Here is a 24559-nt window from a genome sequence, read left to right as displayed (position 1 = left end):
CCGCACAGCTACCCGAAGAACACAAACATTAGGGCCAGTACCACGATGAACACGCCGTACATGAGTGCATCAGTGCCAATGTACTGGCGGTATTTACGATAAAATTCCTGGAATTTATTCATGGCGGGGAAGGGCAGGGGAGCTGGCTCTAAAGGTAAGCCGGCCGGGGTGGGGCGGGGTTTGGTCGTACTTTTGACGTCATTTCTACGACGTATCAGATGCCCATATCCGCTAGTAAGCGCTGGAATTATATCCCCGAACCCGACTCTGCCCGGGTCGATAGTCTGGCCCAAGCCCTCTTCATTGCCCCCGAAATAGCGGCCCTGCTGGTGCAGCGCGGTATTGCCACGCCCGAAGCCGCCGCCGCCTTCTTCCACCCCGACCTGCGCCAGCTGCCCGCTCCGCTGCTGATGCGCGACATGGCCCGCGCCGTGGCCCGCCTCGCCCACGCCCTGGAAGCCGGTGAAAAGGTGATGGTACTGGGCGACTACGACGTGGACGGCATCACGTCGGTAGCCACGGTGATGAGCTACCTCACCCCGCTGTTTGGGGCCGAGCGGCTGCGCGACTACATCCCCGACCGCTACACCGAAGGCTACGGCATTTCACAGAAAGCCATTGACTTCGCGGCCGATAATAGCTTCTCGCTCATCATCGCGCTCGACTGCGGCATCAAAGCCGTGGAGCAAATAGCGTATGCCAGCAGCCGGGGCGTCGACTTTATTATCTGCGACCACCACCTGCCCGGCGACGAGCTACCGGCCGCCGTGGCCGTGCTCGACCCCAAGCGGGCCGATTGTGAGTACCCCTACAAAGAGCTATCGGGCTGCGGCGTGGGCTTCAAGCTGATGCAGGCTCTGGGCGAACACCTCGGCCTGGACGCGGCTCCGCTCCACGATTTGCTCGATTTGGTGACCGTCAGCATTGCCGCCGATATCGTGCCCATCACCGGCGAAAACCGCATTCTGGCTTCCTATGGCCTGCGCCGCTTCAACGAAGACGCCGAGTTGCTGCGCCCCGGCCTGGCCGCCCTGCGCGAGCTGGCTACTCTGCGCGAAGGCGCTCTGGGTATCAGCAGCCTGATATTTGGCTTTGCGCCGCGCATCAATGCGGCTGGCCGCATGGGCGATGCCCGCCGTGCCGTGGCCATGCTCCTGGCCCCCGACCAGCAGGAGGCCCGCTACACCGCCGAGGTGGTGGACCAGATGAACCAGCAGCGCCGCGGCTCCGACCAGCACACCACCCAGGAGGCGCTCGACATGATTGCCGGCAGCCCTACTTTGCAAAATGCCCGCGCCACCGTGCTCTACAAGGCCGACTGGCACCAGGGCGTGCTCGGTATCGTGGCCTCGCGCTGCCTCGACCAATACTACCGGCCCACCGTCATCCTCACGCAGCGCGACGGCAAGGCCACCGGTTCGGCCCGCTCCGTGGCCGGGTTCGACGTGCACGGGGCGCTGGAGGCCTGTTCTGCGCTGCTCGACCAGTTTGGGGGCCACCGCGCCGCCGCCGGCCTCACCCTGAAGGTGGAAAACGTGCCCGCCTTCCAGCGCCTTTTTGAGGAAGTGGTGGCCGATACCTTAACTACCGAGCACCTGGTGCGGCCCGTGGAAGTGGCGGCTGTGTTGCCCCTGTCCCGCATCAATGAGGACTTTTTCGGTGAGCTGCGCCGCATGGAGCCCTTCGGCCCCGGCAACCCTAACCCGGTATTTGCTTCGCGCCGGCTGGTGGCCGTGCCCCACAGCGCCCGCGTGGTGGGCACGGGCCACCTCAAGCTACGCCTCGCCTCCGCCGATGCCCAGGGCCCGGCCGTGGACGCCATCGGCTTCGGCCTGGCCGACTACCTGCCCGAGATTGAGCAGGGCCAGCCCTTCAGCGCCTGCTACACCGTAGAGCTGAACGAGTACCGCGGTCAGCGCAGCGTGCAGCTGCGCCTGTTGGACGTGCGCTGGGAATAAGTGAAGGGTTGATTTTTAAGGGTTTATTTTTTTGGTGAAGATGAGAATTGCTTTGTTCTTTTCTACTAAAAAACAACCCTTAAAAATCAGCCCTTCATTGCTTTCCACACCCACCACATCAGCGGAAGTTGCAGGGGTAGCCGGCCCCAGGCTATCCAGCCTGGAATGCCTAACTGCTCATGAATGAGGGCCATGTATAAATTAGCCGGAAACACCGCGACCAGTAGCGCCAGTAGGCCCCAGCCAGCAATGCGCCGGGTGCGAGCCGGCAACAGGCCCAGCCCGCCCAGAATTTCAAAAATGCCGCTCACGTATATCAGTGCCAGCGGCTGCGGCAACCATGGTGGCATGATGGCCAGGTAGGTAGCCGGGTGCACAAAGTGCCAGATACCAGCCAGCACGAACAGCAAGGCCAGCGCGTAGCGGCTGAGTAGGGTCATAATATGGGGAATAAACGGGGCAGTGGGTTGCCAGTGGGTAAGCCAGCCTGCCGGCTCTGCTGCTGGTCGCGCAAAGAAAAGCCCCAGCCAATTCATGGCCGAGGCTCTTCATCAACGCAAAACGGAGTACGCCTTATTTGAGCACCTTCAACTGCTGGATACCGCTGGCACTGTTCAGGCGCAGCACGTACACGCCAGCAGGCAGGTTCTCGGTATCAAACTCAATTTGCTGAGCGCTGGAACGTAGCGTGAGCGGCAGGCGGCGTACCTCGCGGCCCAGGGCATCGAGCAGTTGCAACGTAGCAGCACCGGCCGGCGCGGCGGCCACGGCTACCCGCAGCTGCCCGGCGAATGGCACAGGGGCCGCCGTGAAGGCATCGACCTGACGGCCCGCCGTGGCGGCCGATACCACCCGCTCGGCTACGCCCACGTTGGTCAGGTATAGGTTGTTGCCGTAGTCGTTCAGGTTCACGAAGCGCAACAATACCGATTGTACCTGGCCCGTAGGCGCGCCCGCCGTGCGGAAGGAGCGCAAGTCCACGGTTTCCTGTCGCCACTGGGTGGCGCTGGTGGGCACAAATGCGCTGGTATTGGGGGTGGCCACCGTGGCCAGAGCGGCCCCGCGCTTCAGGTAGCCGGTGGGTACGAACGTAGTGCCGCAGTCGGTGGAAATATCCACCCGCAGGCCGTCGTTACTGGCCGGGCCGTAGGGTTGGTAGGCGATGGCGAAGGTCAGCTCGGGGCTAGTGGTGCCGGCCAGGTTCAGGGGCGGGGTGAGAAGGTAGTCTTCCGCTCCGCGCAGGCGGTCGTTGTAGTTGTTGACCATCGGCAGGCGGCGGTTCCCGTTATCGGGGCCCACGGCCAGGGCCGTGCTCAGCGCCCAGGTATAGTTCGAGCTTGGGTTAATGACGCGCCAGCCAGCCGGCGGGAAAGCTGCTGGTACGGTCTGGAAGGTTTCAGTGAAGGCAACCGGCAAGCCGTTGGTCACGGTAATCAGGTTGGTGCGGGTAGCCGTGGTGCCGGGGCCGTAGCTGTTGGTGGCCGTGAGGGCCACCGTGTAGGTGCCGGGGTTGGCAAACTGCACCCGGGGATTTTGCGACGTGGCCGAGGTACCATTCACAAACGTCACCCCCGCGCTCGGGCTGATAACCCAGGCCCAGCTGGTGGGGACCGATTGACTACTGTCGCTCAGCAGTACCGTGCTGCTGGGACACACCAGCGCCGCACTGGGCTCGAACAACGTGAGCGGCGGGCCGGGGCAGTCGCGCGAGCCGGCGGGCTGGTAAATGGCGCGGGTGCGGCGCGAGAGCAGGCCGTTGGCCCCCCGGGCCCGCACCGCAAACCAATAATCGGAGCCCGACCCCAGTGGCAGCATGGCGAACGGCGTGGTCACCGTCGTGAGCGAGTCCATGTACTGCGCGCCCAGCTTGTAGACCGTGTAGGCCGTGGCCCCGGTCGAGGCCGTCCAGCTCAGCCGGCTTTCGGTGGCGCACCGATACTCTGAGCGCAGGGCGGTGGGCAGGGGGGCGACGGTGAAGAACGCCGGCGACTGGCTCGTCACGGTGCCGCGCGTCACGCGCACCCGCACGCGGCCGGCAGCCAGGCCAGCGGGCACCACCCAGTCGGTATGGCGCACCGTGCCGGCCAGGTTGGTGGCAATGGGCAGGTACGTCGCGCCGTTGTCGGTGGTGTATTCCACGGTGTAGGGCAGCGAGCTGTCGGCGGCATCCCAACGGATGGTTTCGGTTTCGCCGGGCACCAAGCCTTCGCCGCCCAGCGGGTAAGTCAGTTCCACGCCTTCGTCGATGTAGCTATATATTACCCAAAAGCCTTGGCGGCCCTGGGGCACGGCCCGGCCGGTCACGGTGAAGCTGTAGCCACCCGTGGCGGTGGGGTTGTCGATGGTGATTTGCTCCACGTTGTTAATGGAATCGCGCCCGCGTCCGGCGGCCGTGTTGAGCTGGGCAGCGGTGGGGCGGTGGTCGAGTATCCAGGGCAGCAGCGTGGGCTGGGGTGGGGTAGCAGGGCCGGCGATAGCGCCCGTCAGGTCGAGGTTGTTCACCAGGGCGGGGCGGGCGTTCGCCGCGCCTTCGTAGTCCGTCCAGTGCAGCATCACGCGCAGCTGTTTCTTGCCCACGGCCGCTGGCACCGTGAAAGTGCGGCTTTGGCCCTGGGTGAGGCTGTCGCGGAAATACGTGCGGCCTTCCAGCACGCGCACGGCCCGCAGCCCGTTGATGCGGCCGTAGCCGTAACGGAAGTCGGGGCCGGGGTTGCCCAGGTCCTCGGCCGTGTTCATGAGCAACGCTTTGAGCAAAGCGGCGGGCGCTTCTGCCCCGGCATTGAGGCTGCGGTAGGCTCCCACCAGCTGCGCCGACACCCCCGACACGCCGGGGCAGGCCATGCTGGTCCCCGAAATGGTGGCGTAGAGGTTGCCGCCGTAGGTCGAGGTCACGTTGGTGCCCACGGCGCACACCTCGGGCTTGATGCGGCCGTCGTTGGCCGGGCCGCGGCTGCTGCTGCCGGCCAGCGCATCTTGGTACGTGACGTTGCCCACGGTCAGCACGTTCTTGGCCATTTTCTGGCCCCCGGTGATGTTGCCCCAGCCCGCGCCCGCGCCATAGCCAAAGTCGGAGGTGCCGGAGTTGCCCGCCGAAAATACGTGCATCAGGAACGGCAGCTGGCGCATCTGCTGGTCGAGGGCGCGAGCCAGGCTGGTGTAGCCGGCGTTGTTGCCGTCGCCGTAGCTCGAGCTGGTGATGCGTACCCGACGGGTGGCACTATTGTAGTTGGCCGGGGCCTGAGTGATGTTGTTGGGGTAATTCTGATAGAAATTGAACGCCCCCACGGCCTGGCCGCGGTGGCGCGGTTCCAGGTTGCCGGCCCCCATGATGGTGCCGGCCACGTGGTCGCCGTGGTCGCCCAGGCTGGCCCCGGCCGTGCTCACGTCCACTCGTCCCTGAAAGTCGATGTGCGGGCCGATGGCCCCGTCGTCGCCGTGGCCCACGGTCACGCCGCGGCCGTCGTAATGGCGGCCCGCGCCGTAATCGGCGGCCAGGGCATTGGCGCGGTGGTCGGTACGCGCCCGAAAGTTTTCGGGCACGCCGGGAGCCGGCGCGGCTTCCACGGTGCTCACCCAGGGCAGCCCGGTCAGGCTCGGTACGGCCGCCTCAGCCAGCACCACGTGCAGTTGATGCGCAAAATCGTCCTGCCCCACCACCCGAAACTCGGCGCTGGATAATGCCGCTACGGCTTGAGCCGGCGTGAGGGCCGGGTAGTAAGTCAGCACCACTTCCAGCCGGGCGTCGCCGCGGCGGGCGTGGGTTGGCACCGTGCCCTGGGCCAGGGCCCCGGCTAGTTTCCAGCGGCCGGGCATGGGCGCAACGCTGCGCAGGCCCAGGCCGGCCAGCTGGCTATGCGCCAGGGTGGCGGGCAAGCTGGCCGTGTAGGCATTCAGCGGCAGGTAATCGAACAAAACGACCCCGGCGCGGCGCAGCGCGGCTTTTTGGGCGTCGGTGGGCAAGTGGGTGAATTGCAGCAATCGGTAGACGCGGCCTTGCCAGGCGTCGGCGGGTGTGGTGGCGGGGGCGGCCAGCCACGCGGTGGCGTTGGCGGACGGCACCACGTCGCCCACCGCGAGGCGCAGGGCAAATGCTTCGGTGGCCGGGGCAATGGGCTGGGCCAGCGCGCCGAGTGCGGGCAAGCTCAGCGCCGCCGCCAGGGCAGTACGGTAAAGATATTTCATGCAGGCAGTGGAAAAAAGATTGAAAATCAGGCCTAAAAGATACGGCGGCGAAGTATAGTGTGCGTTATAAGGGCATGGTCTCCGGCTTGCAGCTACTCACGGCGCAGCTTGGCTCGGTGCCATTCCGGGCGTACTTTTGTTATCCTAAAAATAAAGTCCTGCTGCCTCACTCCAATCCCACCCCAGTTCATGCAAACCGCCACTTCCACTAATATTTACGACCTCACCGAAGAGCAGCTGGCCGTGCGCGACGCGGCCCGCGAGTTTGCCCAGGAGCTTTGGGCCGGCGTCATCGAGCGCGACGAGCACCAGAAATTCCCGACCGAGCAAATCAAGAAGATGGGCGAGCTGGGTTTCATGGGCATGATGGTGAGCCCCGAGTACGGCGGCAGCGGCCTCGACACCGTGAGCTACGTGCTGGCGATGGAGGAAATCAGCAAGGTCGACGCTTCGTGCTCGGTCATCATGAGCGTAAACAACTCGCTGGTGTGCTGGGGCCTGGAGCAGTACGGCACCGAAGAGCAGAAGCAGAAGTACCTGCCCCGGCTATGCTCCGGCGAAATCATCGGGGCCTTCGCCCTGAGCGAGCCCGAAGCCGGCTCCGATGCCACCAGCCAGCGCACCACCGCCGAGGACATGGGCGACTACTACCTGCTGAACGGCACCAAGAACTGGATTACCAACGGTACCACCGCCTCGGTCTACCTCGTCATTGCCCAAACCAACCCTGAGCTGAAGTCGCGCGGCATCAACGTGCTGATTGTGGACAAGGACATGCCCGGCTTCATCCAGGGCCCCAAGGAGAACAAGCTCGGTATCCGTGGCTCCGACACCTGCTCGCTGATGTTCACCGACGTGAAGGTGCCCAAGGAAAACCGCATCGGGGCCGATGGCTTCGGCTTCAAGTTCGCTATGCAGGTGCTGGCTGGTGGCCGCATCGGCATCGCGGCGCAGGCTTTGGGTATTGCCTCGGGCTCACTCGAGCTTAGCTTGAAGTACGCCAAGGAGCGCAAGGCCTTCGGCGTCGAGATTGCCAAGCACCAGGCCATTCAGTTTAAACTCGCCGACATGGCCACCAACGTGGATGCCGCTCGTTTGCTCTGCCTGCAAGCCGCCACCGACAAGGACAACCACGCCGACTACGCCAAGTCGGGGGCCATGGCCAAGCTATTCGCTTCGAAGGTGGCCATGGACTCGGCCGTAGAGGCTGTGCAGATTCACGGGGGCTATGGTTTTGTGAAAGAATACCACGTGGAGCGCTTCATGCGCGACGCCAAGATTACGCAGATTTACGAAGGCACATCGGAAATTCAGAAAATTGTGATTTCTCGGGAAATCCTCAAGTAAACTGCGAATTGCCTAAAATTCAGATTCATTGCACAAAACCCAGCCACTATTTGGCTGGGTTTTTAGTTTTTGTGAATTTCAAGGCGTTATATTGCACTGCGTTAGCCTCCCGGTTACTTTACACGCAGCCCCCAACGGCCCTTTAGGCCCCCTGAATTATGGAAGATTACAATAAAGTCATCGAGTCGCTCGGTGTGCGCTACATCAAGGCGAAAAACCTGGTGTTGCACCAGCCCTTTACCGTTCGCAATTCCTACGACGTTGGTAATAATCTCATTCTGCTGCACAAGGGCCACCTCACTTTCGGCGAGGAGGAAATGCTGGTGGAAGAAGGCGAAATGCTGTTCATCCCCGGCGGTCGGCCCACCCGCGTGAGCTACGGCGAGGACCAGAAAAACCGGGTTATCACCAACGACGACCTGATTACGAACAAAGACAAGTTTTTCCACTCCAACGATAACCTCGACCTTATCGGCGATGCCGAAGAAAGCCACAGCTTCGTGAGCTTCGAAGCCAAGGTGTTCGATTCGGTAAACTTCTTCGCCTCGCTCGACGTGCCGGCGTTTCTCATCAGCGGGCAGCCCAAGCTGGCCAACCTGGTAATTAAGGTGGTGGAAGAAAGCATTCAGGACCTGCCAGGTCGGGAGCGCCTCATCAGCATCTACACCGAGAACATTGTGGTGGAAATAGTGCGCTACGTGCTGCGAAACAACATGTTTGTGGAGCAGCTGGCCACCAACAGCACCTACTTCAAAGACCCGCGCCTGATTGACCTGTTCAACTACATCAAGGAGAACCTGGGCGGCGACCTCAGCAACAAGGTGCTGAGCGGCGTGGCCAACGTGAGCGAGGACTACGTGGGCCAGTATTTCAAGATGCTGACCAACATCAACCCGCAGGACTACATCGAATACCAGCGCATGGAGCGCGCCGTATTCCTGCTGCGCACCACCAAAAAGAGCATCCGCGACATCGGCAAAGAGGTGGGCTACAAAGACACCGCTTATTTCTGCCGTCGCTTCAAGATGATGTTCGGCATTCCGGCCGGCAAGATGCGCCGCCGCGAGTCGGCCATGAACATCTAAGTATGAATCGATTATCAGGTAGCTGATAACAACAAAAAAGCCTCCGCCTCAATTTGAAGCGGGGGCTTTCTGTTGCGATTTGCGCGGCTATTCTATGCTGCGCAAGTCGTCGTGCCTGGAACTCTGCTGGCCGTGGTCGGCATGAGCAGATTCGCCAAAGCCCGAGCCGCTGTCGGTTTTTTCGGTGCTGCCGTAGCGGTTGCCACTACCGTAGGGCGAGCCGCTGTCGGAGCTACGGGCGGTAGCTGAATGGCTGGTGGAGGCATCAGGAGCTTGGTAGCCGGCGGGGCGGCGGCCGTAGTTGCCGTTGTTGCCGCGGGGGTTGCCGTAGTTGTAAGCGCTGTCGCTGCTGCCCGACGACTTGCCTTTGCGCGTAGCCAGCCAGCCGAGGCCCACCGCCAGCAGCGTACCGCCTACGACTTTCTGGGTGGTGGTGAGGTCGCTTACTTTGGCTACGGCCCGGTTGCCGAAGTCTTTCAGGCCCTGGGGCAACTGGTTCACATTGTTGAGCAAGCCGGAATTTTCAATCCATTTTTTGCCGCTTTGCACAGCGGCATCGAGGACGGTGCCTTCCGAAGCGTTGGCTTGCTGGCCTTCGCCCTGGCGCTCGGTGCCGGTGTTGGCCGTGTTTTGGTGTTGCGAGGTGGGGTTTGCCGAAGGCGAAGAAGCCTGGGCATTGGGAATCGTCGATTTGCGGGGGTTACCGGTGGCGTTTGGCGTGGTAGCCGGATTCTGGGTGGTGCGGCCGGCGTTGGTCGAATTAGGCGTTCCGGACTGGTCTTGTTGGTTATCCATAGTGAGGGTGGCGAAAAGAAAGTGAAAGAAAAAGACAAGCGCCCGTGCGGCGGGCAGCCGGAGTTTTATTCGTGATTGGCCAGCAGGAAGTTGCCAATTCGCGCCTTTATTTTCGTTCGGCCAGTTGCTTGGCCTCGGCACCCACGGTCCGCAGGCGCTGCTGTAGCATCTCCTTACGCACTGGGCGGCTGTGCGTGGCGGGGCAGGGGGCGCAGCACGTGGTTGGGGTCAGCGAGGACCACGCGGCGGGCTTCTTCCCGGGCCTCTACCTCATACCTATTCTGGTAATAGCCCACGCGCGCCGACTCCAGCAGGTATTTCCAGAGGAAGGGCAGAAGGCCGTGCTCCTTGTACTGGCGCAGGTGCACCAGCTCGTGGGCCACCCATTCGGCATCGGCCAGAAACTGCTCGCGGGTGGCCCCGCTCAGGTGCACGGTTTGGCCCACCACCATGGCTACGCGCTGGCTGCCCAGCACCAGCCGGGCAATGCGGGCCAGGGGGGAACGGGTCCAGGTTTGGGGATTTTGCATAAGGGTAAGATACGGCGGTTTTTCAAACGCGTAAGTACGAATGAAGTACCAACACGGTTTTGATTTTTAAGTTGATAATTAGCGCATTAAATTGTCTTAAATAAAGAATATTTGCCCTTTTTTTAGTGAAAGTACCGGACTTACCAAAAGTTTGCCCTAGATTTACCCAGCGACCCATTCTAAAACCAATAGGAATTACCGGGTACAGTCTGCTTTTATTACCTCCTCACTCGGCTCGAATCAGCCTTGCCTATCGCCTAAGAAATCTACTGCCCGGCGCTTCCTGCCCACCCCCAGGAATCCGGTTTTTGCCCCCACCCTTACGACGGACAATGAAACACAGCCTCCTGTATTGCCTCGCCGCTGCTTCGCTAGCTCTCTCCTTCTTCTTTGAACGCCCCGCCGATGCTTCGGCTACGGTTCGTGCTGCTGCAGCACCGGCCGTGGCCGAAGCATCGTTGTTTCCGGCGATGACGATGAGCGAGCCCTTAGCTACGCCGCCCACCAAAACCACTACCGGCGAGCCCACCGCTGCTGAGCTGACCGCCTCGCGCGACTCGCTCACCTACCACTATTACGCGCAAACCCTGGGTCTGCGTCTGGCCTTCAACGAAAACAAGGACTTGCTGCGCACCGTGACCGATTGGATTGGGGCTCCCTATTCCTACGGCAACAACTCGCGCAAGGGCACCGACTGCTCGGGTTTCGTGACCCGCGTGTTCCGTGAGGTGTACGGCATCACGCTGCAGCGCTCGTCGCGTTCCATGTTCACCACCACCAAGCACATTGCCAAGGCCGAAATGCAAACCGGCGACCTGGTGTTCTTCCGGCGCGGCCGGGGCCCGATTTACCACGTCGGCATTTACCTGAAGGACGGCAAGTTTGCCCACTCGGCCTGCAACGGCGGCGTCATGGTGAGCTCGCTCAACCAGCCCTATTACCACCGCAATTTCTACGCTGCCGGCCGCGTGCGCGCCGCTGCGGCTGCCGACGCTACTGAAGAAACCGTAGCCGTAGCCGAATGAGCGAGCCTGCTGATGGCGCGAATTCAAGGCTAGGCGCCCGACCCCAACCGGTCGGGCGCTTTTTTTATTGCCTGCTCGGCCCGTGCTTCATTAGGTATTCACCGAATAAAATGGATACTTGCATTAAACTTGAGGAAGGCCCGGTAGTCTAGGTTAAACAGCTGGCTGCTAGCAAACAGCTGAGCTGATTTTTTGGGCGCTTAGCATTGTTAGGTTTCGTTTTTCGTGCTACTTGTGCTTGCTTATGAACCGTAGACTTTTCCTCCAGCGAAACGCCGCTGTGCTGAGCGGCCCCACTGCCGTCGTGGCCGAAGAACCCGTGGCCGCTACTGCCCAGCAGGACCCGCCCGAAACCGTAAGCCGCTACGCCAACAAGGTGCTGCCCACCGGCCTCTCGCGGGCCACGAGTACGCTTGCGCCCTACACCGGCCCGTGGGGCTATGCCCAGGCAGCCCACTTGCTGCGCCGCTCCTTGTTTGGCCCCACGCGCCCCGAGATTATGGCGGCGGCCGGCTCCAACCTCACGGCGGTGCTCAATGGGCTGCTGGCGGCCCCAGCCGTGCCCGCGCCGCCCGTGAATGTGTCGGCTACTGACACCAGCGTGGCCATTGGCCAGACCTGGGCGGGGCAGGTGTTCGACCAGAACTTCGAGGGCGTGCGCCGGACGTCATTGCGCAGCTGGTGGATGGGGCAGCTGCTGGGCCAGGGCACCTCGCTGGCCGAGAAAATGACGTTGTTCTGGCACAACCATTTTGTGGTGGAGCTGGGCGACATCAACGATGCCCGGATGGGCTACGAGTACTGCCGCCTGTTGCGCCAGCACGCCCTTGGCAACGTGAGGCAGATGGCCAAAGACGTGACCGTGACGCCCGCCATGCTGCGCTACCTCAACGGCAACCAGAGCACCGCCGGCGCCCCCAACGAGAACTACGGCCGCGAGCTGCTAGAGCTGTTCACGGTGGGCAAGGGCCCGCTCATTGGCCCGGGCAACTACACCAACTACACCGAGGCCGACGTGCAGGCCGCCGCCCGCGTGCTCAGCGGCTGGCGCGACCTGGGTACGCCGCCGGTGAGCAGCTACTTCACCGCCAGCCGGCACGACAACACGGCCAAGGTTTTTTCGTCGGCTTTTGGTAGTGTCAGCCTTGCGGGCAACGGGGCTACTGAGTACCAGGACCTGGTAAACCTGGTTTTTCAGCAGGCCGAGACGGCGCGCTTTTTGGTGCGCAAGCTCTACCGCTGGTTTGTATACTATGTAATTGATGCGCAGGTAGAAACCGACATCATCCGGCCCCTGGCCACCCTGCTGGTGCAAAATGGTTTCGAGGTGGCCCCGGTGTTGCGGGCACTGCTCAGCTCCGAGCATTTCTTCGATGTGCTGAACATGGGCTGCCTCATCAAAAGCCCACTCGACTTCACGGTGGGCCTGTGCCGGCAGATGCAGGTGGTGTTTCCGCCGGCCAGCACCGTAACGGTGCAGTACCAGATGTGGGAATACCTCAACACGCTGGCCTTTGTGCAGCAGCAAACGCTGGGCGACCCGCCCAACGTAGCTGGCTGGGCCGCTTACTACCAGACCCCGCAGTTTCACGAGCTCTGGATAAATGCCGTGACGCTGCCGCGCCGCAACCAGGCTACCGACCTGTTTATCAGCACGGGCTACACGCGGAGCGGGGTAAAAATCGTGATTGACGTGCTGGCGCTGGCGCAGTCGTTTCCGGCCGCTACGGCCTCGGACTGCAACCTGCTCATTGATGAGTTTGTGCGGCTGATGGTGCCCATTGCTCTCACCACCAATCAGCTGACATTCTTGAAAACAGCCCTGCTGCCCGGCCTGCCCGATTTTGAGTGGACCGTGGAGTGGCAGCAGTACTTAGCCACGCCCACCAACACCGCTAAGAAAGCGGCCGTGACCACCAAGCTGCAAGCCATGCTGCGCGCCCTGATGGGGCTGGCCGAGTACCACTTGAGTTGAGTGGGAAATGAATGTTTGTCATTGCGAGCCGAGCGAAGCAAACGCAGTTCAGCGTAGCTAATCCGTTCTGTTCTCAGCGGCCAGCCTTTTGGAGTGACAAGCCTTTTTCATAGAGGCAGGAGGGTTTCAATTCATTACATCTTAAAAGTGTCTGAGAATTAGAGGACGGATTACTTCGCCCTTCGTCCTCGCAATGACAGTTCCAGCCTAATCATGAAACGTCGCGAATTTCTACAAACTACGGCTGCGGCCACGGCCGGCACTGCGCTGCTAAGCGGCTTACCCATTGGGGCCTACGGGTACTCGCCCGCGCTGGCAGCTCTCACCAACGCCACCACGCAGTCGGATAAGGTGCTGGTCATCATTCAGCTGCAGGGCGGCAACGATGGCCTGAACATGATTATCCCGCTGGACCAATACCCGGCCCTGATGGCGGCGCGGCCCACCCTGGCGCTGGCTCAGAACCAAGTACTGCCGCTCACCACGGCCACGGGTATTCACCCGGCCATGGCGTCGCTACGCAACATGTACCAGAACGGCAAGCTCGGCGTGGTGCAAAGCGTGGGCTACCCCAGCCCCAACTTCTCGCACTTCCGGGCCACCGATATCTGGACTTCGGGCTCCGACTCCAACGTGACCCTGACTACGGGCTGGGCCGGCCGCTACCTCAACGGCGAATTTCCGGGTTTCCCAACCGGATTTCCCAACGCGCAGAATCCCGACCCACTGGCCATCAGTATCGGCTCGGTGGTGAGCAACTGCGTGCAGGGCCCCAGCGTGAACATGGGCATGGCCATTGCCAGCACGTCGTCGTTCTACCAGCTGCTCAGCGGTGGCGTAGATGCGGCCCCCAACACGCCGGCCGGCCACGAGCTCACGTTTATCCGGCAGGTGGTGAGCCAGACGCAGGTATACACCACTGCTATTCAGGCGGCGGCCGGCCGGGCCCAAAACCGCTCGCCGCTGTACCCCGCCGCGGGTCAAAATTCGCTGGCCGACCAACTCAAAATAGTAGCCCAGCTGGTGGCTGGTGGCCTCAGCACCCGCGTGTACGTGTGTACGCTGGGCGGCTTCGACACCCACACGCTGCAGGTTCCCACCACGGGCAGCACCACCACCGGCACCCACGCCACGCTGCTGGGCAAGATTGCCGAGGCCGTGAACGCCTTTCAGGATGACCTGCAGCGGCACGCCATTCAGGACCGGGTGGTGGGCATGACGTTCTCGGAGTTTGGGCGGCGCATCAAGGCCAATGCGGGCTTCGGCACCGACCACGGCGCGGCGGCTCCGCTGCTGGTGTTTGGCTCCAAAGTGAACCCCATCGTGCACGGCCCCAACCCCACGCTGCCCGCTAATGCCGGTGTGAACGACAACGTGGCCATGCAGGTCGACTTTCGGAGCGTGTACACCAGCATTTTGCAGGACTGGTTCCAAGTGACGCCCGCTACGCTCACGCAGCTCTTCGGGCGCAGCTTTCCCTACGTGCCGGTACTGCGGCCCGGCGCGTTGCTGGCCGCCGCCAATGCCGCCGAAGTGGCCGAATTTACGGTGTACCCCAACCCGGCCCCGCGCGAAAGCCGCACCACCGTAGCCTACGACAGCGCCGGGGGCCACGTTCAAATCGTGCTGCTCGACACCCTGGGCCGCGAAGTGCGCCGCGCCGTTGACCGTGTGCTGCCCCGTGGCCCCCAGCAGCTGCCCGTGGACCTGAGTGGCCTGGCTGCCGGCGCTTACTACTGCCAGGTGCGGGAAGCCCAGCGCAGTGGCTCGCGCATTGTAGTAATTGAATAAATGGCTTGATTATCAATTAATAATGGGTAATATACCCGGCTGGCTACGGCTGAGCTAATGGGGGCGCCTGCTGGTTATTTTGTTGGAGAAATAGAAAAGATGCAGCCTGGCAGCCTGCTTTTGCGTACAGGACTTCCGAGGCTCCGCCTTGCATTTTTACACCTTCCCCCTTCAATTCCGCCTTTTTTATGGAAGCGCAAATCGAAAAAATCGAACAAATCCTTCCCGAAGACCTTGCCCGTGCTTTTGAAAGTGCCTACCATGTGTTTCAGGGTAAAACCGAGCACGTGGATGACTTGCTGAAACACGGCAGCGTATTGCTGCGCAAAGCCGCTCACAAGTTCACGCCGACGCAAATGATTATCGGGATTGCGGCAGTGGCAGCAGTTGCTGTAGTGCTCATCAACCGCGCCACCGACGACAACTAAAGAGTCTGCCAAGGGCTTGGTCGCTTCGCCACACTTCTTTCAATACCATATAAAAAAGCACGGCCTCTCGCTGAGAGAAGCCGTGCTTTTTTTACGTGCTCATCCCAAAGGGTTTTCAGCGAATAATGATTACTGCTGGCACGGCCGCCGCCACGGCCACGGGCTGGCCGTGGTGGCGGCCCGGTCCGAAGCACGCTAGGCGCGTGGTCATGGTCAGCACCGCTTTATCCACGGTGCTACCGATGGAACGGAGCACAACCGGGCACGTCACGCGCCCAGCGGGCTCTACTACGAAGCTGACCAGGCCTTCGCCATTAGTCGGCTCGCTTGGGGTTGGTAATGAGCTCTTGGAGTGCGGCCTGTACGGCGGTGGGGCCTTCGCGGCCGGGCAGTGTCGGCATCTGCTCCACGTAACTGAACACTTGAGCGGTACCGAGGGCGTATTGAACGTAGCGCTGGGCGTTGGCGAAATAGGCCGTGAGGAGCAACAGCAGCAACAGCATGGGCACCAGCCGCTGGCGGTACGGGCAGCGGCGGCTGGGGTGCCGGGGCAGAATGGGGCGGGGGGGCATCCCGCAAATTTATAGCTGGGCGCAATCGCGCCAAACGGGCGTCTGCCCGATAAAATCATCAGACCGATGATGTTGCTCTGACCAATAGTTGAGCTACCCCTTACGGAAAGGGCGGATTGATGGTCCCTCCTTCGCGGAGCTGTTCGGTGTTCTCTTCGGTAGAAGACGGCTTCCGCACGGTGGGCGCGTTCCTTCTTTGGGGCTCAGCTTTATTTTCTTCTTCATCCTCGGGCTCCTCTTGGTCTTCATCCTCGGGGTCAGGTGCTTGCGCGAGAAACCAGCGCTTGGAGTAGCTGCCCGAAGCACTGGTTGCCCAGCGTAGGGCTTTACTTCCATACTGAGCTGCCGTGCTGCCAGAGGAGAAGAGCTTTACCATACCCAAACCGTTGAATTGGGTCGCTACCCAGAGGGCAATGTGGTTGTTGATGCCGGCCGGAGGGAATCCGCAACAGCCGGGCATCTTTTCCTTCTTGGCCAGAATGGAACGATGCCTTTCCGCAGTGGCTGAAGCGGCCGCCAGGCCAACATAAGTGAGCAGAGGGTTAGGGCGTGGGTCCATAGATTTCCAAGGCTGTAAGTGGTCGACGGGCCCGCCGGTGGTCCCTCAATGGTTAACCACCGTCTCGTACCGACAATTTGCTTTCTACCGTGCTGGTGAGGTACAAACCCCGCGAGGCATAGAAGCTGTTTAGAAAGTCAATTTTTTTGAGCGTTTGTCATCCTGAGCGCAGCGAAGGACCTTATCCCGGCTACAACACGCTTGAACGAGACCCTTCAGTTGTGATAAGGTCCTTCGCTGCGCTCAGGATGACAGACTTCTTGACTTTCTAAACAGCTTCATAGAATAAATATACAAAATATAATATTATAAATATAATTTAGCTTTCGTTTTAATCGTTGAGGATGTGTGACCTGTGGTGAATATTGCCCCAGCCTGGAGTTGCTTTAAGCAGCCAAATAGAACCGGTACGGTTAAGCGCAAGTAACGGAAGGTTGATAGTAAATAAATAGAGCATTTCCCAAGTCGGTGCACATGTAGTGCGAAGCGGTGCTTCGCGTCGCCACGCCGTTAGAGCCATCCGAACGGCGCGATGACGCGAAGCACCGCTTCGCACTATTACTCACTGCCAGTACGCTAACCTAGAAACCGCTCTGGGTATAACGTCTGGAAATTCAGGAAAACGCGGCTACTTGCCTTGCAGCGTCCAAGCCGTGGCCACCCGCGCATTATTCTCATCGGCTGAGCGCAGGAACACCAACTCATCGAGCTGGCCCACGCGCCAGGTTTCCAGCAGGTTGTTGTAGTAGGGCGAGCCAGGGTTGCCGCTTTGGCCGCCGGGGTACACACCGTAGGCCCGCACCCGGGGGCCCAGCGCCACCACCATGCGCCAGGAGGGGCCGTTGCGTTCAGAAGTGGCGTTCACAATGCCCGCGCCGCCGCCGCAGTCCACGTCCAGCTGGCCGAAGCCGGGAAGCTGGAGCAAATGCAGGATGTCGGTGCTTTTCTGGTCGGCCCAGCGCCACTTGGGCGAGAGCGGCCCGAACTTGCGGGTGAGCGAGTCGGTGGCGAAGCGCAGGCTTTGCAGGGCCAGTTGCGGCAGGGTTTCCTTGGTCAGCGTGCGGCGGTCGTCAATCCACGGCGAAGCAGTTTCGTTCAGAATCAGGTTGTTAGTGCGGTCGCGGCCGGGGTAGCGCAGGGCCGGGCCTGTCGGGTTGGTGGGGAAGTCGTCGTCCCAGAGGCGCTTCACCAAGTTGTTGTACCAGAGGTTGAACACGCTGGGTCCGATGGCGTCGGCGGTGTATTGGTAGAGCCAGCGGCGCAGCTCGGCCAGCACCTGGCCTTCGGGCGAGGTGGCGGGTGGCGGCGTGGCCCCGGTGGCCGGGTCCGTTACCAAAGCCAGCAGGCGCGGCAGCATGAGCTGGGCGTTGAGGTCGAGTACGTCGTTTTGCAGTTGGCGGAGGCTGTCGGGCGTGGCCTGGCGCATGGCCGCGAGGCGCTGGTTGATGCGGTGGCCGCGCTCGTAGTTGGCGTAGTTCCAGTTGAGGTAATATGGGTAGTCGGGGCCGGTCGAAAACTGGTTGGCCGAACTCACGAAGCCCCGCGCCGGGTTCTTCACGTGGGGGTTGTGCGTGGCCGGAATCCAGCCCTGCCAGTCGTAGGCCGGGTCGGTGCCGTCGAGGATGAACTTGCCCTGGTCGCGCCATTTCAGTGGGAAGCGGCCGTTGGGCCAGATGGCCACGTCCTGCTCATTATCAGCAAAGATGAAGTTCTGAGCCGGCGAGCCGTAGGTGGCCAGCGCAGCCGTGTAGTCGGGGTAGGAGCGGGCTCGGTTGAGCTGGTAAAACGTTTGGATTTCGTTCGCGCCGTCGTGGGCGGTCCAGCGCAGGGCGTGGGCGATGGGCGTCTGGGCCAGGAAGGGCTTTTCGGGCTTGTCGTACACCACCGGGCCATGGTGGGAGTAGAGCACGGTATCGAGCCGGTCGGGCTGGCCCCGCACCTTAATGCGCTCCACCACGCGCCGTACGGGTTTCCAGCGGCCGGCGTGCCAGTACTCGCGCCGGGTATTATCCTTGAATTTCAACTGGTAGAAGTCCAGCACGTCGGCCGCCACGTTGGTCACGCCCCAGGCCACGTTCTCATTAAAACCGATGATGACGGCTGGCGCGCCGGGAATGGTGACGCCGTACACGTTCACGCCCGGCGCGTTCAATTGAATCTGGTACCAGATGCTGGGCAGGTTGAGGGTCAGGTGCGGGTCGTTGGCCAGCAGCGGGTAGCCCGAGGCCGACTTCATGCCGCTCACCGCGAAGTTGTTGGAGCCTAACTCGGCATCGGGCTCAGTGCGCAGCTGCTGGGTGGCGTAGGCCGCCTCAAACGACTGCGGCGCGGCCGGAATGGCCAGGGGCTTGAAATCCAGCGGTGTGCCCACGGGCACAATGGGGTCTTCGCGCGTGGGGTAGTCCGGAAACAGGTCCTTGGTCGCGACTGGGCCGTACTGACGCAGGATGTTGCTCATGCGCAAATCGTCGGTGCGGCCGCTCAGGTCCCAGGCCATAAACTTGAGGAGCAGGGCGCACTTCAGCGGCTGCCAGGGTTCGGGGCGGTAGTCCAGCAGCTTGTATTCGAAGGGCAGGGTGGCGGGCGTGAGCTGGCCGATGTAGGCGTTCACCCCGGCAGAATACGACTCCAGCACGGTGCGCGTGGTGGGGTTGGCCATCATCACCTTCAGCGAATTGACCGCGCCGAACGGCAGGCCCATGCGCCGGAAAAACCGGTCGGTTTCGAGGCGCGCCGGGCCCAAGATTTCGGCCAGCCGCCCGGCCGCTACGTGGGTCTGGAATTCCATTTGCCAGAGCCGGTCGCGGGCCGTGAGGTAGCCCTGGGCGAAGTAGAGGTCATGGTCGTTCTGGGCAAATACGTGCGGCACCCGGCGGTCGTCGTAGCGCACGGTCACGGGCTGTTGCAGGCCAGCCAGCGCCAGCGTCTGCCGGGTCGGGAAGTCGCCCGGGGCCTCGCCATTCTGCCAGAAGCCTCGGTACGGGCTCAGCAAGGACCCAATCGGTGGAATCTCGCCGTGCTTGGTGTTCAGCATCCAAATCAAGGTGACGCTGGCGGCTAAGGCCAATAAGGCTTTGAGCATGGGAATAGTGAGTAGAAAATATCGAGCAGGAAGCGCCAAAAAGCAGAGAACCCGCTCCGGGGAGCAAGTAACGACAATGCCGTCAATTGCTCCCCGGAGCGGGTTCTTGGTGCTGTACTATATGTAGTAGTTGGTACTCGTTGCTTTATCAGCGCAGGGCTACTTCGCGCACCAGTCCGCCAATGCCCCACATCAGCAACTGTTGGCGCACGGCTTCGGCTTCGGGGCGCTCATTGAAGTTGCCAACCAGCACGCGGCTGCGCTGGCGGCCGTCGAGCAGGTCCTGCGCAACCTGCACGTTCACATCGGGCAGCAGGGACTTAATGCGGGCCTGCACGCTGCGGGCATTGGCCTCGTCCACGAAGGAACCGGCCTGAATGAGGAAGCCGGCTGGGCAGTTGGCCGTTTCGGTGGCCGTCATCACCTGCGCTTTGCTGGCGGGCGACGCAGCTATTAGGGTTGCCTTTTCGGTGGTCGTTTCCGGCGCAGCGGTGGGCTCAATGGCCGCGGGCACCTTGTAAGTGGCAAAAGCAGCGTTGGGGTTGGGGTCGGCGGCGAAGAGCGCGGCCAGATTTTTGGGGGTAGTGGCCGGGCCCAGGGGCGTGTTGGCGGCTACTACTTCGGCAACTATCGTGGCGGCACCGCATTCTACCACGCCCAGGGGCCGGGCGGCGATTTCCGATAAATCGATGATGCGTTGATGCCGGAAAGGGCCGCGGTCGGAAACCCGCACCACAACGGACTTGCCGTTCTTCACGTTGGTTACCCGCAGGCGGGTGCCGAAGGGCAGCGTTTTGTGGGCGCAGGTATACGCAAAACGGTTGTAACGCTCACCGCTGGTGGTGCGTCGGCCTTGGAAGTAACTGCCGTACCAGGAGGCCCGGCCCCGCAACACAGTGGTGGCGGTGCTAGAGGCGGGAGCTGTTGTGGTGGTGCCAGGGGTGGTGGCGTGCGCGGGAGCGCCCAGCAAAGTCAGCAGAAAAAACAAGCAACTGGAGAGGACGGGTACTGTAAGGCGACGAAATGAAATCATGCGGTTTGTCGATGGTGAGCATGACAAACATAGCCCTGCCTTTTAGCGAGAGACTAAAAAACAGCACCCTTCTACTAATCAAATGAGGTCAAAAATTGTTCTTTTACCAGAAAACTTGTATTTAATTAATCTTTCTGTTTGCCAAAAAAGTAGCCGTGAGGCGACGTCAAACTATATTTTGCGGAATGAGGCCCGAAGTATTGCGCAGACACATAAATTAGATTATGCGACGGGTATAAAATTTCGGCATCAGCCCGCCAATCCTCTTCGAAACCCGGTTGCATAAGTCCAGCTTTTTTCGTAAGAGTAGTACCCGGCCGCGGAGCACGAACCCTACCTTTGTTGCATGGATTTTGGCCGCCTGCCCGACCTGCGCTACGTTGATTTCGGGCTGCCGCCCGACCACCCCGAAACCGCCCGTGTGCTGGCCCGGGCCCGCCCCACGCAGCCCGCCCCGGTCGGCCTGCACGTGGGCTGCCCCATCTGGACCAATAAGGAATGGCTGGGCACGTACTTCCCGGCTGGCATCAAGGAGCCTGATTACCTGCATTACTACGCGCAGCAGTTCAATAGTATTGAACTGAATACCACCCACTACCGTATTCCGGACGCTACCACGGTGCGGCGCTGGCGCGAAGCCGTGGGGCCTGATTCAGGCTTTAAGTTCTGCCCCAAGCTGCCGCGCAGTATCAGCCACGAGCGCGAATTATACCAGGCCGACGACTTGGTGGTGCCCACCGCCCGGGCCTTCGAGGCGCTGGGCAGCAACCTGGGCTGGGCCTTTTTGCAGCTGCCGCCGCACTTCGGCCCCGAGCACCTGCCGCGCCTCGAGCGCTTCCTACTCGACTTCCCCGAGGCCGTGCCGCTGGCCGTGGAACTGCGCCACCCGCGCTGGTTCGCCGACCGCGCGCTGGCCGATGCGGTGTACGCCACTTTCGAGGCCCTCAACAAAACATTGGTGATAACCGACGTGGCCGGCCGGCGCGACGTGCTGCCCATGCGCCTGACCACGCCCGTGGCCTTCATCCGCTTCAACGGCCACGGCCTGCACAGCTCCGACTACCAGCGCGCCGATGCCTGGGCCGAGCGCCTGGCCGCCTGGGTGGCCCAGGGCGTGCATGAGGTGTACTTTTTCATTCACCAAAAAGACGTGCGCCATGCCCCGGTATTTGCCAAATACCTGCTGGAAAAACTGAGGGCGCTGACAGGCATTGAGGTGCCTGTGCCGTTCATTATTCCGCAACCGGTGCAGGGGAATCTGTTCGGGTTTTAACTGATGTTACGCACGGAGTTGACCGAGTTGCTGGTACATGGCTTTGAGCCCGACGGTGTAGAGCTGGGCTTTGAGGCGAAAATGGCCGATGCCGCATTTGAGCTTGAGCACTTCCCGTTTGGTGTAGGCCAGCACGGCGGCAAAGAAATGGGTGGCCTGCGTGGCCAGGGTCTTGGTGGGTGATTTTGCCATGAACGCATTTTGTTTGAGCGACTTGTGGTATTCTTCCACTTTTCACCGTCTCTGGTAAATCGTGGTCAGTTGGGCCTGGTCCAGGTCGGTGTCGCTGCTGACCAAATACAGCATGCCCTGACTACCGTCCTGGTTTGTAAAGACTTGTCTGGTTACGAGCACCGCCTGCTGGACGGCCCGCAAATAGACGCGCAAGGGTTGCGTATCGGGAAACACCAGCGACTGCACGGCCTGGAACCGGCCCTGCGCGCGGTCGGCGTCGCTCAAGGCCACGGTGCGGCTGCTTTCGAGGGCAAAAACAACGTGATGGCCCAGGGCCCGCACCAGGGCCATGTTCCCGGCCGAGGCATACCAAGAGTCGGCCAGCAGGTAGCGGTAAGCCACCTGCTGTTGGGGCCACCCCGGTAGGGCCACGCGCAGCATTTGCTGCAAATACTCGTTCTTGGTGAACGGACTCCGGTAGCTGGTTTTCTGCGTCTTGGGCTGGTAAACAGGCACCGTTTTGCGCACCAACTCGACCGCGATGGGCAAGGCTAGCTCGCCGGCCTGGTAGAGCAGGCTGACAAAGTTGAGGCCCTTGACGTAGCGCTGCTGGCGGTGGTTCCAATGGGTGCAAATCAGCTCGTTGGCGGCGGTGTGCGCCGTTTCCAGCACCGAATCGTTGACGATGAGCACGGCGAACTCGCCGGTCGGCCGCCGGGCCTCGGCCTGGCGAATCAGGGGCTTGGCCTGCCGCCAGATGTCGGTCGGGCCGTAGGTGGTCTGGCTCAGCCAGCGCGTGACCCGACGAATGCGTAACATCAGCTCATAAGCTGCTAAACGGGCTAAGATGACTAACGACTGCGTAACATCAGGTTTTAACATTGCCCGTCATGCCGAGCATGTGGCGCATCAAGCCAGGGACCGAGGCATCTCGCGTGCAGCAGTAACCCATGCGATATCATTTACTGCCCCACGCGAGATGCCTCGGCTACGCTCGGCATGACGTTTTAACAATTCCAGAAACTAAGAGCTAACCGGTTGCTGCAACAGCGGTCCCAGCACCTGCCACACGTTCTCGGCCAGGATTTTTTGGCCCGCGGCATTCGGGTGCACGCCATCGGCCAGGTTCAGCTCGCGGTGGCCCAGCACTCCTTGTAGTAGAAAGGGAATGAAGGGCAGGCTGTTTTTATCGGCCAGGGTACGGAAGAGAGTTTTGAACTCGGCGGCGTAGTGCGCCAGCCGGTGGCCACCAAGCGGGCCCAAGTCGAAGGGAAATTCCAGGCCAGCCAGCACAAGGGGGGCTGCGGGGTATTGCCGCCGCACGGCGTCGATGATGAACTGCAGGTTGTGGGTGGTTTCGCGCACGGCAATGCCCCGGATGCCGTCGTTGGCCCCGAGGGCCAGCACAAACACCTCGATGGGGTGGCGGGCCAGCACGGTGGGCAGGCGTTGGCGGCCGCCGGCGCTGGTTTCGCCGCTCACGCCGTAGTTGTAGGCTTTGTAAGGCAGCTGCTGCTCATCGAGGCGCAACTGGAGCAGGGCCGGAAAGCTGGCGGCGGCGGGCAGGCCGTGGCCCGCCGTGAGGCTGTCGCCAAAGAAGATAATATTTTTCATAGAGTGCCGCTTCAACAGCATTGAGGGCATTTTTGTGCCCGAATTTTGGCAGAGCAGTGGCTAATCAAAATGGTCATGCCGAGCGCCGCCGAGGCATCTCGCGGGTGGTAGTAACTCAATCAAATGGATTGCTACTGCCCGCGAGATGCCTCGGCGGCGCTCGGCATGACGTTCTTTTTCCGGCTGTCTACTTCTGCCTACTCCACCACTTCGAGAATGGTGCGGAATGACACGTACTTGCCCGCAAAATGCTTTTCCATATCAGCGCGCAGTGCGGGGGCGCAGAGGGTCTGGTATTCATCCAGCTGCTCCGGGCTGAGGCAGTAGTACTGGGCGGCGTAGGTGATGCCGTCGTCTTCCTCGTTGAGCAAGCGGCAAAGCTGGCTTTTGATGAAAAAGCCTGTTTCCATCACTTCGGGCATGTGGGTGGTGCGCATGTAGTCCAGCCACTCTTCGGCGGCGGTGGGCTCAATGCTGCTGGTAACGTTGTAGAGAATCATGGTATGAGGTGACTGGGTGGCAAGTGACCGAGCGCGGGAGTAGGAGAGTAACTGAGCGCTGTTTAACCGTTGAACAGCGCTCAGGCACTACCCCTACTCAGCCGCTATTTTCAGACGCGCATGAAGTCAAACTGAAAGTCAGTAATACGAGCCTGAATGTCTTTGGGTGACAATTTTTCTTGGGCGGCGGCCTGGGCCAAGGCGGGCAACTCGGCATCGCCGGCTAGGCGCAGGCTGAGGATTTGGGCCAGGCTGAGGTGTTTTTCGAGCGCGGCGAAGCGCTGGCCGCTCACCTCAAAGTAGCGTTGGCGCACTTCGAGGCGGCAAATACGGTCCTGCAGCTGCAGGGCGTAGTGCTGGCGCAGCATCACCAGCACGCCCAAGCCAATCAGGGCCAGCGCAGCCACGCTGAACCAGAGCCGAGCTTCCTGGGTGTCATCGCCCGCCACTTTGGTGTAGCGCAGCACGGTGTAGCCGGCCATGAGCAGGGCCAGCGGTGTGAGCACAAAATGGTGCAAGGGGTAAAATTTCAGGGTGTTTTTGGTGGGCGTAGCCATGGGGCAAAAGGATTAGCGAAGCAGAAAGGTAAGACCAGCCGAGGCAGACGGGCCACAAAAAAACTCCGGCCGGAGCCGG

Annotated in this window: 20 protein-coding genes and 1 pseudogene; 8 read left to right on the top strand and 13 right to left on the bottom strand. The window is 61.4% G+C overall.

The features are described from left to right. Positions 1-218 precede the first annotated feature (218 nt). The gene (gene recJ / locus IEW17_RS08385) at positions 219-1958 is read left to right on the top strand and encodes a single-stranded-DNA-specific exonuclease RecJ (protein WP_188561593.1); all 1740 of its coding nucleotides are present in this window, start codon (positions 219-221) and stop codon (positions 1956-1958) included. 86 nt (positions 1959-2044) lie between these two features. Here recJ and IEW17_RS08380 read toward each other — a convergent pair whose 3' ends face one another. Both IEW17_RS08380 and IEW17_RS08375 read right to left on the bottom strand, forming a co-directional pair. After that, the gene (locus tag IEW17_RS08380; RefSeq protein WP_188561592.1) at positions 2045-2398 is read right to left on the bottom strand and encodes a DoxX family protein; all 354 of its coding nucleotides are present in this window, start codon (positions 2396-2398) and stop codon (positions 2045-2047) included. A 133-nt stretch (positions 2399-2531) separates the two neighbouring features. Next, positions 2532-6140, bottom strand: coding sequence for a S8 family serine peptidase (locus tag IEW17_RS08375; RefSeq protein ID WP_188561591.1), 3609 nt, complete (start codon positions 6138-6140; stop codon positions 2532-2534). Positions 6141-6329: 189 nt separating this feature from the next. On the opposite strand from IEW17_RS08375, the gene IEW17_RS08370 reads away from it, so the two are divergent. Beyond that, positions 6330-7487 carry an acyl-CoA dehydrogenase family protein gene (locus IEW17_RS08370; protein WP_188561590.1) on the top strand — a complete coding sequence of 386 codons (1158 nt, stop codon included), beginning with the start codon at positions 6330-6332 and terminating at the stop codon, positions 7485-7487. A gap of 158 nt (positions 7488-7645) precedes the next feature. Further along, positions 7646-8572 (top strand): helix-turn-helix domain-containing protein, encoded by a 927-nt coding sequence (locus IEW17_RS08365; protein ID WP_188561589.1) that lies wholly within the window; start codon positions 7646-7648, stop codon positions 8570-8572. Between the two features lie 87 nt (positions 8573-8659). Here the strand turns inward: IEW17_RS08365 and IEW17_RS08360 are convergent, their stop codons facing one another. Together IEW17_RS08360 and IEW17_RS08355 are read right to left on the bottom strand one after the other, a co-directional pair. Further along, entirely contained in the window at positions 8660-9367 is a 708-nt protein-coding gene (locus IEW17_RS08360) for a hypothetical protein (RefSeq protein WP_188561588.1), read from the bottom strand. 173 nt (positions 9368-9540) lie between these two features. Next, positions 9541-9897 (bottom strand): eCIS core domain-containing protein, encoded by a 357-nt coding sequence (locus IEW17_RS08355; RefSeq protein ID WP_188561587.1) that lies wholly within the window; start codon positions 9895-9897, stop codon positions 9541-9543. A gap of 332 nt (positions 9898-10229) precedes the next feature. Between IEW17_RS08355 and IEW17_RS08350 the strand changes: the two genes are divergently transcribed. The 4 genes from IEW17_RS08350 (at position 10230) to IEW17_RS08335 (ending at position 15116) form a co-directional block, all read left to right on the top strand. Continuing rightward, on the top strand, positions 10230-10922 hold the full coding sequence (locus IEW17_RS08350) for a C40 family peptidase (RefSeq protein ID WP_188561586.1): 693 nt from the start codon (positions 10230-10232) through the stop codon (positions 10920-10922). Between the two features lie 244 nt (positions 10923-11166). Beyond that, positions 11167-12897, top strand: a complete 1731-nt coding sequence (locus IEW17_RS08345; protein ID WP_188561585.1) for a DUF1800 domain-containing protein — start codon at positions 11167-11169, stop codon at positions 12895-12897. A gap of 213 nt (positions 12898-13110) precedes the next feature. Then, positions 13111-14688, top strand: a complete 1578-nt coding sequence (locus IEW17_RS08340; RefSeq protein ID WP_188561584.1) for a DUF1501 domain-containing protein — start codon at positions 13111-13113, stop codon at positions 14686-14688. Between the two features lie 188 nt (positions 14689-14876). Then, positions 14877-15116, top strand: coding sequence for a hypothetical protein (locus IEW17_RS08335; protein ID WP_188561583.1), 240 nt, complete (start codon positions 14877-14879; stop codon positions 15114-15116). A 115-nt stretch (positions 15117-15231) separates the two neighbouring features. Here IEW17_RS08335 and IEW17_RS08330 read toward each other — a convergent pair whose 3' ends face one another. The 5 genes from IEW17_RS08330 to IEW17_RS08310 form a co-directional block, all read right to left on the bottom strand. Beyond that, positions 15232-15372 carry a hypothetical protein gene (locus IEW17_RS08330; RefSeq protein WP_188561582.1) on the bottom strand — a complete coding sequence of 47 codons (141 nt, stop codon included), beginning with the start codon at positions 15370-15372 and terminating at the stop codon, positions 15232-15234. A gap of 58 nt (positions 15373-15430) precedes the next feature. Then, positions 15431-15688 (bottom strand): hypothetical protein, encoded by a 258-nt coding sequence (locus IEW17_RS08325; RefSeq protein WP_188561581.1) that lies wholly within the window; start codon positions 15686-15688, stop codon positions 15431-15433. 100 nt (positions 15689-15788) lie between these two features. After that, positions 15789-16247: a hypothetical protein gene (locus IEW17_RS08320; protein ID WP_188561580.1), complete on the bottom strand. Its 459-nt coding sequence runs from the start codon at positions 16245-16247 to the stop codon at positions 15789-15791. Between the two features lie 628 nt (positions 16248-16875). Next, on the bottom strand, positions 16876-19329 hold the full coding sequence (locus tag IEW17_RS08315; RefSeq protein ID WP_188561579.1) for a penicillin acylase family protein: 2454 nt from the start codon (positions 19327-19329) through the stop codon (positions 16876-16878). A 148-nt stretch (positions 19330-19477) separates the two neighbouring features. Then, on the bottom strand, positions 19478-20362 hold the full coding sequence (locus IEW17_RS08310) for a septal ring lytic transglycosylase RlpA family protein (protein WP_188561578.1): 885 nt from the start codon (positions 20360-20362) through the stop codon (positions 19478-19480). 346 nt (positions 20363-20708) lie between these two features. Here IEW17_RS08310 and IEW17_RS08305 point away from each other — a divergent pair, with 346 nt between their 5' ends. After that, on the top strand, positions 20709-21635 hold the full coding sequence (locus IEW17_RS08305; protein ID WP_188561577.1) for a DUF72 domain-containing protein: 927 nt from the start codon (positions 20709-20711) through the stop codon (positions 21633-21635). A 6-nt stretch (positions 21636-21641) separates the two neighbouring features. On the opposite strand, the pseudogene IEW17_RS08295 reads toward IEW17_RS08305, so the two are convergent. From IEW17_RS08295 to IEW17_RS08280, 4 genes and pseudogenes are all read right to left on the bottom strand, one after another. Then, positions 21642-22610, bottom strand: a pseudogene (locus tag IEW17_RS08295) (transposase); the annotation flags it as partial. 222 nt (positions 22611-22832) lie between these two features. Next, on the bottom strand, positions 22833-23423 hold the full coding sequence (locus tag IEW17_RS08290) for an arylesterase (RefSeq protein ID WP_188561574.1): 591 nt from the start codon (positions 23421-23423) through the stop codon (positions 22833-22835). Between the two features lie 197 nt (positions 23424-23620). Beyond that, on the bottom strand, positions 23621-23923 hold the full coding sequence (locus tag IEW17_RS08285; RefSeq protein ID WP_188561573.1) for a DUF4286 family protein: 303 nt from the start codon (positions 23921-23923) through the stop codon (positions 23621-23623). A gap of 110 nt (positions 23924-24033) precedes the next feature. Continuing rightward, the gene (locus IEW17_RS08280; protein ID WP_188561572.1) at positions 24034-24480 is read right to left on the bottom strand and encodes a DUF6526 family protein; all 447 of its coding nucleotides are present in this window, start codon (positions 24478-24480) and stop codon (positions 24034-24036) included. Positions 24481-24559: the final 79 nt, after the last annotated feature.

Origin of the sequence: Hymenobacter frigidus (assembly GCF_014640435.1) — a bacterium.
GTDB classification, from domain to species: domain Bacteria; phylum Bacteroidota; class Bacteroidia; order Cytophagales; family Hymenobacteraceae; genus Hymenobacter; species Hymenobacter frigidus.
The sequence above is the reverse complement of the archived record's forward strand: the minus strand, read 5'-3'. Positions and strand labels throughout refer to the sequence as shown.

Bases quoted from the DNA above. Each gene is read 5' to 3' on its own strand.
- IEW17_RS08365 (WP_188561589.1), top strand. From the start codon at position 7,646: ATGGAAGATTACAATAAAGTCATCGAGTCGCTCGGTGTGCGCTACATC.
- IEW17_RS08315 (WP_188561579.1), bottom strand. From the start codon at position 19,329: ATGCTCAAAGCCTTATTGGCCTTAGCCGCCAGCGTCACCTTGATTTGG.
- IEW17_RS08305 (WP_188561577.1), top strand. From the start codon at position 20,709: ATGGATTTTGGCCGCCTGCCCGACCTGCGCTACGTTGATTTCGGGCTG.
- IEW17_RS08360 (WP_188561588.1), bottom strand. From the start codon at position 9,367: ATGGATAACCAACAAGACCAGTCCGGAACGCCTAATTCGACCAACGCC.
- IEW17_RS08380 (WP_188561592.1), bottom strand. From the start codon at position 2,398: ATGACCCTACTCAGCCGCTACGCGCTGGCCTTGCTGTTCGTGCTGGCT.
- IEW17_RS08345 (WP_188561585.1), top strand. From the start codon at position 11,167: ATGAACCGTAGACTTTTCCTCCAGCGAAACGCCGCTGTGCTGAGCGGC.
- IEW17_RS08350 (WP_188561586.1), top strand. From the start codon at position 10,230: ATGAAACACAGCCTCCTGTATTGCCTCGCCGCTGCTTCGCTAGCTCTC.
- IEW17_RS08325 (WP_188561581.1), bottom strand. From the start codon at position 15,688: ATGCCCCCCCGCCCCATTCTGCCCCGGCACCCCAGCCGCCGCTGCCCG.
- IEW17_RS08340 (WP_188561584.1), top strand. From the start codon at position 13,111: ATGAAACGTCGCGAATTTCTACAAACTACGGCTGCGGCCACGGCCGGC.
- IEW17_RS08290 (WP_188561574.1), bottom strand. From the start codon at position 23,423: ATGAAAAATATTATCTTCTTTGGCGACAGCCTCACGGCGGGCCACGGC.
- IEW17_RS08310 (WP_188561578.1), bottom strand. From the start codon at position 20,362: ATGATTTCATTTCGTCGCCTTACAGTACCCGTCCTCTCCAGTTGCTTG.
- IEW17_RS08375 (WP_188561591.1), bottom strand. From the start codon at position 6,140: ATGAAATATCTTTACCGTACTGCCCTGGCGGCGGCGCTGAGCTTGCCC.
- IEW17_RS08335 (WP_188561583.1), top strand. From the start codon at position 14,877: ATGGAAGCGCAAATCGAAAAAATCGAACAAATCCTTCCCGAAGACCTT.
- IEW17_RS08285 (WP_188561573.1), bottom strand. From the start codon at position 23,923: ATGATTCTCTACAACGTTACCAGCAGCATTGAGCCCACCGCCGCCGAA.
- IEW17_RS08320 (WP_188561580.1), bottom strand. From the start codon at position 16,247: ATGGACCCACGCCCTAACCCTCTGCTCACTTATGTTGGCCTGGCGGCC.
- IEW17_RS08280 (WP_188561572.1), bottom strand. From the start codon at position 24,480: ATGGCTACGCCCACCAAAAACACCCTGAAATTTTACCCCTTGCACCAT.
- IEW17_RS08355 (WP_188561587.1), bottom strand. From the start codon at position 9,897: ATGCAAAATCCCCAAACCTGGACCCGTTCCCCCCTGGCCCGCATTGCC.
- IEW17_RS08370 (WP_188561590.1), top strand. From the start codon at position 6,330: ATGCAAACCGCCACTTCCACTAATATTTACGACCTCACCGAAGAGCAG.
- recJ (WP_188561593.1), top strand. From the start codon at position 219: ATGCCCATATCCGCTAGTAAGCGCTGGAATTATATCCCCGAACCCGAC.